The organism is Microcoleus sp. T3_D1 (assembly GCF_036700405.1).
Taxonomy (GTDB): Bacteria; Cyanobacteriota; Cyanobacteriia; order Cyanobacteriales; family Microcoleaceae; genus Microcoleus.
Genome location: NZ_JAUBOV010000007.1, coordinates 143,591 through 149,723 on the forward strand (window position 1 = coordinate 143,591; position 6,133 = coordinate 149,723).

Below are 6,133 nucleotides of genomic sequence, written 5' to 3' on the forward strand. Positions count from 1 at the left end.
CCCGCACCCACCCAACGGCAAATCCCCATCTACCTGTAGGATCAGCTTGATGAAACTGTGGGCTTTGCAATTAGGTCGGGGCGGGTTTTTGAGATTGTGGGTCTTAGGCTGAGATTTTTCGTAAAACCCGCCCCTACATCAAATCATAACTTGGTAATTAGGTCGGGGCGGGTTTAAAAGATTGTGGGTCTTAGGCTGAGATTTTTGGTAAAACCCGCCCCGATATCAAATAATAACAAATCACTCTTTTGTCAAGACAAAAACACTGTCTTTATTCCCCCGTCCAATCCGCAAATCCTTATCCAAATAAGTAATATCCAGCCATCCCTGCTGTTCGCGAGTATCCAGCCCGAAATCTACAGCAGCGAACTTTTTCCCCGACTCAATCTCATCGATAAACTTCCCCGGATATTCATAGCCAATCAACCTGCTTAAACCTACTATAGACCGCTCAAACTTCACCTGCACTCGCCGTTCCGAAGTTGGCTCAAATCTCGCCGCTACACTGACAATTCCTTCCAAATAAGGCAAGCCGTAAAGTTCGCCAATGTTGTAAATTTTAGATTCTTTGACGCGGATAGATTGATAAATTTGACCCAATTTTACCAAGGGAAAACTGTCAAGATTCAGCAGTTCGCGGCTGGTGGTGTACAATAACCGCCAATCACCATTTAAAAGCTCTGCAGCTTCGACAGGGCGAGGCGTGGGGTTGTAATCTTCCAATTGGGCGATCGCACTTAAAATCGCTTGTTTGTCGCTGGGAGTCGCCAGCAAACCGCGATTCTTACCAGCAATTATCTCTAAGAGTGCAGATTTTCTAAGCATGATTTTTTAAGAAGGAAGAACACTGATTTTGACACGAATACACGGATTAATTCAGGGCTGTTTCATTCTTTTGTAGGGGCAATCCCACGCCCGGTTGCCCCGATATCTGAAACCCCTACCCGCTCGTCTATGGGCTGGGCGGGCACGGGGAGTAGGGGTCGCACCGCCCCTACAAAACCCTGGTTTTTCTGAGAATGAAACAGCCCTGGGATTAATTATCGAAGGTGAGGCAAAAGTCAGACCGCTCTTTTCTTCTGTCTCAAGCGAGAGGGACGAAATTTTGTGTAGTAGCGCTTTTAATCGCCGAGTCCGCAGAGTATTAACAACTAATAACTAAGATACCAAATTTCACCAGATAGAGCAGAGTCCGATACAGGGATGCTAATTCTTGCTCGTTTTTGGTATAACGCCTGAGAACTTCACCGACACTGACAGCACCTTCCTGCTCGATCGCATCCAATATCTCCATCTGAATGCTAACAGATATTCTCCTATCCTCACCAAAACTGGTAAACCTAATTGTCTGTACCTGCTTTAAAAGTTCTGGTGTGGCGATCGCACCCAGACTCAGCATCATCTCATTGCTTAAACTTCTAGTCGCATAATGGCCCAATACCCGAAACGGATCGTCGCCTAGGGGATAAGGCGGCTTCCCGGGTTTTAAAGGTGCTGACTCCGGTGCCTCCATGCGAATTTCTGCTAATTCCCGCCACAATTGTTCGTAAGCAGCAATTACTACTTTCCAATCATAAATTTCCCTCGCCCTTTGTCGGGCATTTTCCCCCATCCGCTTTCTCAATTCGGGGTTTTCAATTAATTGACACAACGCCAGAGTGCAAGCATCAATGTCTACTGCTGTGGCGAGGGAAGTGTGACCCATGTAAGTCGGCCAATTTAAGCTGTCGTCAAGATAATTTAGCGCTAAATCTAAACAAGATTCGGGGGGCGGGATGAGTGTGGGAATGCGGAAGCCGTCTATTTCGTGGCGTACAGATTCTTTGTATCCGTTCCAATCGGAGACTATGGCCGGCAGTCCGTTTGCCATTGCTTCAATTGGCGTCAGCCCAAAGGATTCTTGAACGTTGTCCGAAAGCGAAATGAAAATGTCGGCGGCCGACCAAATATTTATTCTAACTTCCGGCTTTCTCCCATCTAAAAAAATAGCATTCACGGAGGGACAAAATATTTGCGCGCTATTTTTAAAGTCGGGTTCTTCTCTCGGATCTTCGATCCAACCTGCTTGAATTAAGTGGATTTTGGCTTTTGTCTGTTGTGCCGCGCCCTCTAGGGCGATGTACATCGGTACCGGATGAGCTTTTGCAGAAAAAATCAATCGACCCACAAATAACACAACAATATCTTCGGGAGAAATGCCCAGTTCTTGTCGCAGTTGCCGGCGACTATTAACTGCTTCCACACCCTGCGGAAACGCGCTGCAATCCACTCCTAGGGGAATAACAGGCAATTTGACTAAAATTTCCGGTTTACCGCCGTTGCGCTGGGCTAAATATTCAGACCACTCCGTCATAACTCCTTCTACTGCTGTTTTCACCGCTGCAGAGGTGCAGATCAGGGCGTCCCAAGGCTGCATGGGTGCGGTTATCAAATCGCCGATCGCCCCCATGATGTATTTTGTACCGATCGTGTGAGTAACGCCGCAAACGCTGTAGGCCCGCTGATCGACAAATCTGCGCGCCCAAACCATCTGCGACAGAAGCGGATCGGGTCGGTAAATTGTGCCCGGTTGAGATAGAAAATCCGGTCTTTCCATCGGAATCCAGCGCACTTTCCGAGGTTTTTGCAGCCAAGGTTGGATGTGCGAACAAAACTCCTTAAAGGTTATTTCGCTATCGGCGTAACAGTAGAGAGAGTCAGCGGTTCCGTGTTGGACTAAGCTTTTGAGAAACCCTTCTCCGGCTGAATGACGCCCCAGAAGTTTTTGCCCTCCGGTGTCGTAACCCTCTTTGTTGTATAAAACCGCTGCCGTTATATCCATTCTGAGATTTATTGCTTGAGAGTTGACTGAAGAAGCCAGACGGCATTCGAGCTCAGGCTTTGATGAAAAACCAGGAGACTGTGGTGAATCAAACCCTTGCCGTTAGCGAAGCTTGCAGAATACGATCGCCGCTTGTCCCGCGATATCTTAAAGACGATCGTCTTAGATTACAATGCTTACGGCTAAAGAAGGATTGGCAAGAGCGGATTTTAGTGTTATCCTCATGCCCATGCTTGGGGGCGATCGCCTTTTCGGTCTCCCATCTTATCCCGATCCGGAACCAAACAGTGCCTGTGGTATAATGCTTTAGCCTTGCTAAATGCCCGATTTACAAGTGCTCGATCAAAGGAGCAGTTCGTCGGCAAAACGTTACCTCTACTCGATCGCGTCTTTGTCTTTAAAAACCGATAATCATGTACAACCCATCTCTGCGTCAAATTCCTCGCCACTTACCTGCGGATGTAATTCCATTAAAACAGCAATCTTCTCTTTTAGACTGGTTGGAATCTAACAATCGCCTGTTAGCAAGGGATGTCCAAGAACCCGACTATCTGCACGAAGAAGAAATTTCTGAACTTATGGCAGTTGACGACAGTCCTTACGATGATTTAGAAGAGGAAGTAGAAGAGGATGTGAGTGTAGGCGAAGAATAACGGGTAGAAGGGTGAAGAAATCAACTGGAAACAGGGAAGAAAAACTAAGAGATTTCTCAATCTCCTGTATCGCACCCTATTCCCCATTGTCAATTGCTTATTCTCAAATAGTGTGTGGTGAGGAGTGTTATGGATAACTTTTTGGATGAGAAAATCCCTTTTAGTCTGCCTTTCAAACTTACAGGCAGCAATTTATTCCTGCTGCTGGGTTTGGGGCTCGGCACTGTAGCGATCGGTTTAGATGTAGCAGCGGATAGATTTTTGAATTTACCTGCATCGCTATTTATGCCGCTAGTTGTTTGTGCTTTAGTGGCGTCGGGGTTGGGCTATGCAGTTGTGCCCGTACTCCAGCAACTAAAAGCAGGACAAATAATTCGCGAAGACGGCCCCCAAGCCCATTTGAAAAAAGCGGGAACGCCGACAATGGGAGGCATCTTTTTTGTACCTGCTGGGGTAGCAGTCGCTTTACTTTGGTCTAAGTTTAACTCAGATGTTGTTGCCGTATCGGCTTTAACTTTAGCTTACGGTTTCATTGGCTGGATTGATGACTGGCAAATTCTGCGACGCAAGTCGAACAAAGGTATTTCACCTCGGATGAAATTGGCTTTGCAAATAAGTTTTGCTGCTCTATTTTGTCTGTGGCTGATGTTTCATCAACCAGCAATTTCTACGAATGTTGCTTTGCCTTTCGGTTGGGTATTGCCATTAGGTTTGCTGTTCTGGCCACTGGCTGGTTTTGTGCTAGTTGCCGAAAGCAATGCTACTAATATTACCGATGGTGTGGACGGGTTGATGGGAGGTTTGGGGGCGATCGCACTTTTGGGATTGGGCGCATCTGTAGCCTCAACTTCGCCAGAATTAATGATATTTTGCGCTTGCATCAGTGGCAGTTGTTTCGGTTTCTTAGCACACAACCGCAATCCAGCCAAGGTGTTTATGGGCGATACAGGTGCTTTAGCTTTGGGCGGTGCGTTGGGTGCGGTAGCTTTATTAACAAATAGCCTTTGGATATTATTAATTATCAGCGGGATTTTCTTTATTGAAACGCTGTCAGTAATTGCTCAAGTAGGTTATTACAAAGCTACAAAAGGGCCGGATGGAATCGGCAAGCGTCTGTTAAGAATGGCTCCACTGCACCATCATTTAGAGTTGTGCGGCTGGTTGGAAACTCAGGTTGTTGGGATATTTTATTTAACAAACGGGGTGTTAGTGTTAATGATTTTGATGTTTACTAGCAACAGTTAACAGCGGATTTGGTAACGGATTGTGCAGGGGATGCAAGAGATATTTTCTCCTATTTCAAAGAAACAGGCTTTCCGGCCTGTTCCACAATAACTGAATGCAGTTGTGGAACAGGCCGGAAAGCCTGTTTAAGGGAAAGAAACAGGCTTTCCGGCCTGTTCCACAATAACTCAATGCAGTTGTGGAACGGGCATCTTGCCCGTTTAAAGCTAAAGCAACACGCTTTTGGGCTGAGCCACATTTCTTAGCCTCTTAGAGAGGGACTTCGTTTCTGTAGTAAGTAGCAGTTTCAACCGCCGAACAATCTATAATATCCCTAGTTAATGCAATGGAAATAAAAAAAATCAGGGGCAATATTGGAAGAACTGTTTCATCTACAAGCCTTCTATTGCTGGCTGCTAGCTTAGTTTTTTACTGGAACCTCGTTAGGCTGGGTTATGCTGTTCCAATTCCCTACATTTTAGACGTTTTCTGCTTAAATAACTGTCCGGCTGATGATTTAAATATTTGGCATACCCAATTACCGCCCGATAATTTATTAAACTACGACAAGCCGCTAAGACAAATTTTAGGCGAACCAGATAAGTTAGATAAAAACAGAATTTCCATCCTAGTTGAAAAATCAAAATACAGGCTGACTCTATACGATAGCAAAAAGCCAGTAAAATCTTATCCTGTAGTATTTGGTGGCAACCCCACAGGTGATAAATTAAAAGCAGGGGATTTGCGGACGCCGGAAGGTGTGTTTAGGATTAAAGATATGTATCCTCACGAAAGTTGGTCAAAGTTTCTGTGGCTGGATTATCCAACCAAACAATCTTGGCGAAAACATATAAAAGCTAAGCAAAATGGTACAATTGGCTGGGGCGATAGTGTAGGGAGCGAAGTCGGGATTCACGGCGTTCCTCCTAATTCGGATAATATTATAAAATATCGATCGAACTGGACTTTGGGCTGCGTTTCCCTGGAAAATAAGGATGTTGAGGAGTTGTATCAGTTTGTGCAGAAGGGAACGGCAGTAGAAATTAGTCCGTAGTCAGCAGTCAGTAGTCATTAGGAGGAAGTACAAACATTAATCCGTGTATCCGTGTCATAATCCGTGTTGTGCCTCCTTCCCCATGAACAACAAAATGTTTTTACCGGAAGTTTCGGTGGTAGTGCCAGTTTACAATGGCGAGGCAGATTTGCCGGATTTGATCGAGTGTTTACGATCGCAAACTTATCCGCCACACAGTGTAGAATATCTCTTAGTAGACAATAACAGTCGCGATCGCACTTCAGCAATCCTCGCAACAGCAGCCTCTAACCCCCCCTCACTCCCAGGGCTGTTTCGGGGCAACCACGGGGGGATGGGCGGGCACGGGGGCACCGCCCCTACAAAACCTTCCGTAGGGGCGGTGCCCCCGTGCCCGCCCTG

6 protein-coding genes are annotated in these 6,133 nt (G+C 46.1%); 4 read left to right on the forward strand and 2 right to left on the reverse strand.

Annotated features, from left to right (window positions below; genetic code table 11):
* Window positions 1-240: 240 nt before the first annotated feature.
* Window positions 241-825 (reverse strand): PAP/fibrillin family protein, encoded by a 585-nt coding sequence (locus QT992_RS05755; RefSeq protein ID WP_333283136.1) that lies wholly within the window; start codon window positions 823-825, stop codon window positions 241-243.
* A gap of 319 nt (window positions 826-1,144) precedes the next feature.
* Window positions 1,145-2,821 (reverse strand): glycosyltransferase family 4 protein, encoded by a 1,677-nt coding sequence (locus QT992_RS05760; protein ID WP_333339488.1) that lies wholly within the window; start codon window positions 2,819-2,821, stop codon window positions 1,145-1,147.
* 413 nt (window positions 2,822-3,234) lie between these two features.
* Between QT992_RS05760 and QT992_RS05765 the strand changes: the two genes are divergently transcribed.
* The 4 genes from QT992_RS05765 to QT992_RS05780 all read left to right on the forward strand — a co-directional run.
* Window positions 3,235-3,474: a DUF3134 domain-containing protein gene (locus tag QT992_RS05765; RefSeq protein ID WP_006631296.1), complete on the forward strand. Its 240-nt coding sequence runs from the start codon at window positions 3,235-3,237 to the stop codon at window positions 3,472-3,474.
* Window positions 3,475-3,603: 129 nt separating this feature from the next.
* Window positions 3,604-4,719, forward strand: coding sequence for a phospho-N-acetylmuramoyl-pentapeptide-transferase (gene mraY, locus QT992_RS05770; RefSeq protein WP_333339485.1), 1,116 nt, complete (start codon window positions 3,604-3,606; stop codon window positions 4,717-4,719).
* 325 nt (window positions 4,720-5,044) lie between these two features.
* A complete protein-coding gene (locus tag QT992_RS05775; RefSeq protein WP_333318560.1) occupies window positions 5,045-5,752 on the forward strand; it encodes a L,D-transpeptidase in 708 nt (235 codons plus the stop codon).
* Between the two features lie 82 nt (window positions 5,753-5,834).
* Window positions 5,835-6,133, forward strand: a 299-nt coding sequence (locus tag QT992_RS05780) for a glycosyltransferase (protein ID WP_333376710.1), incomplete at its 3' end; no start/stop codon positions are given.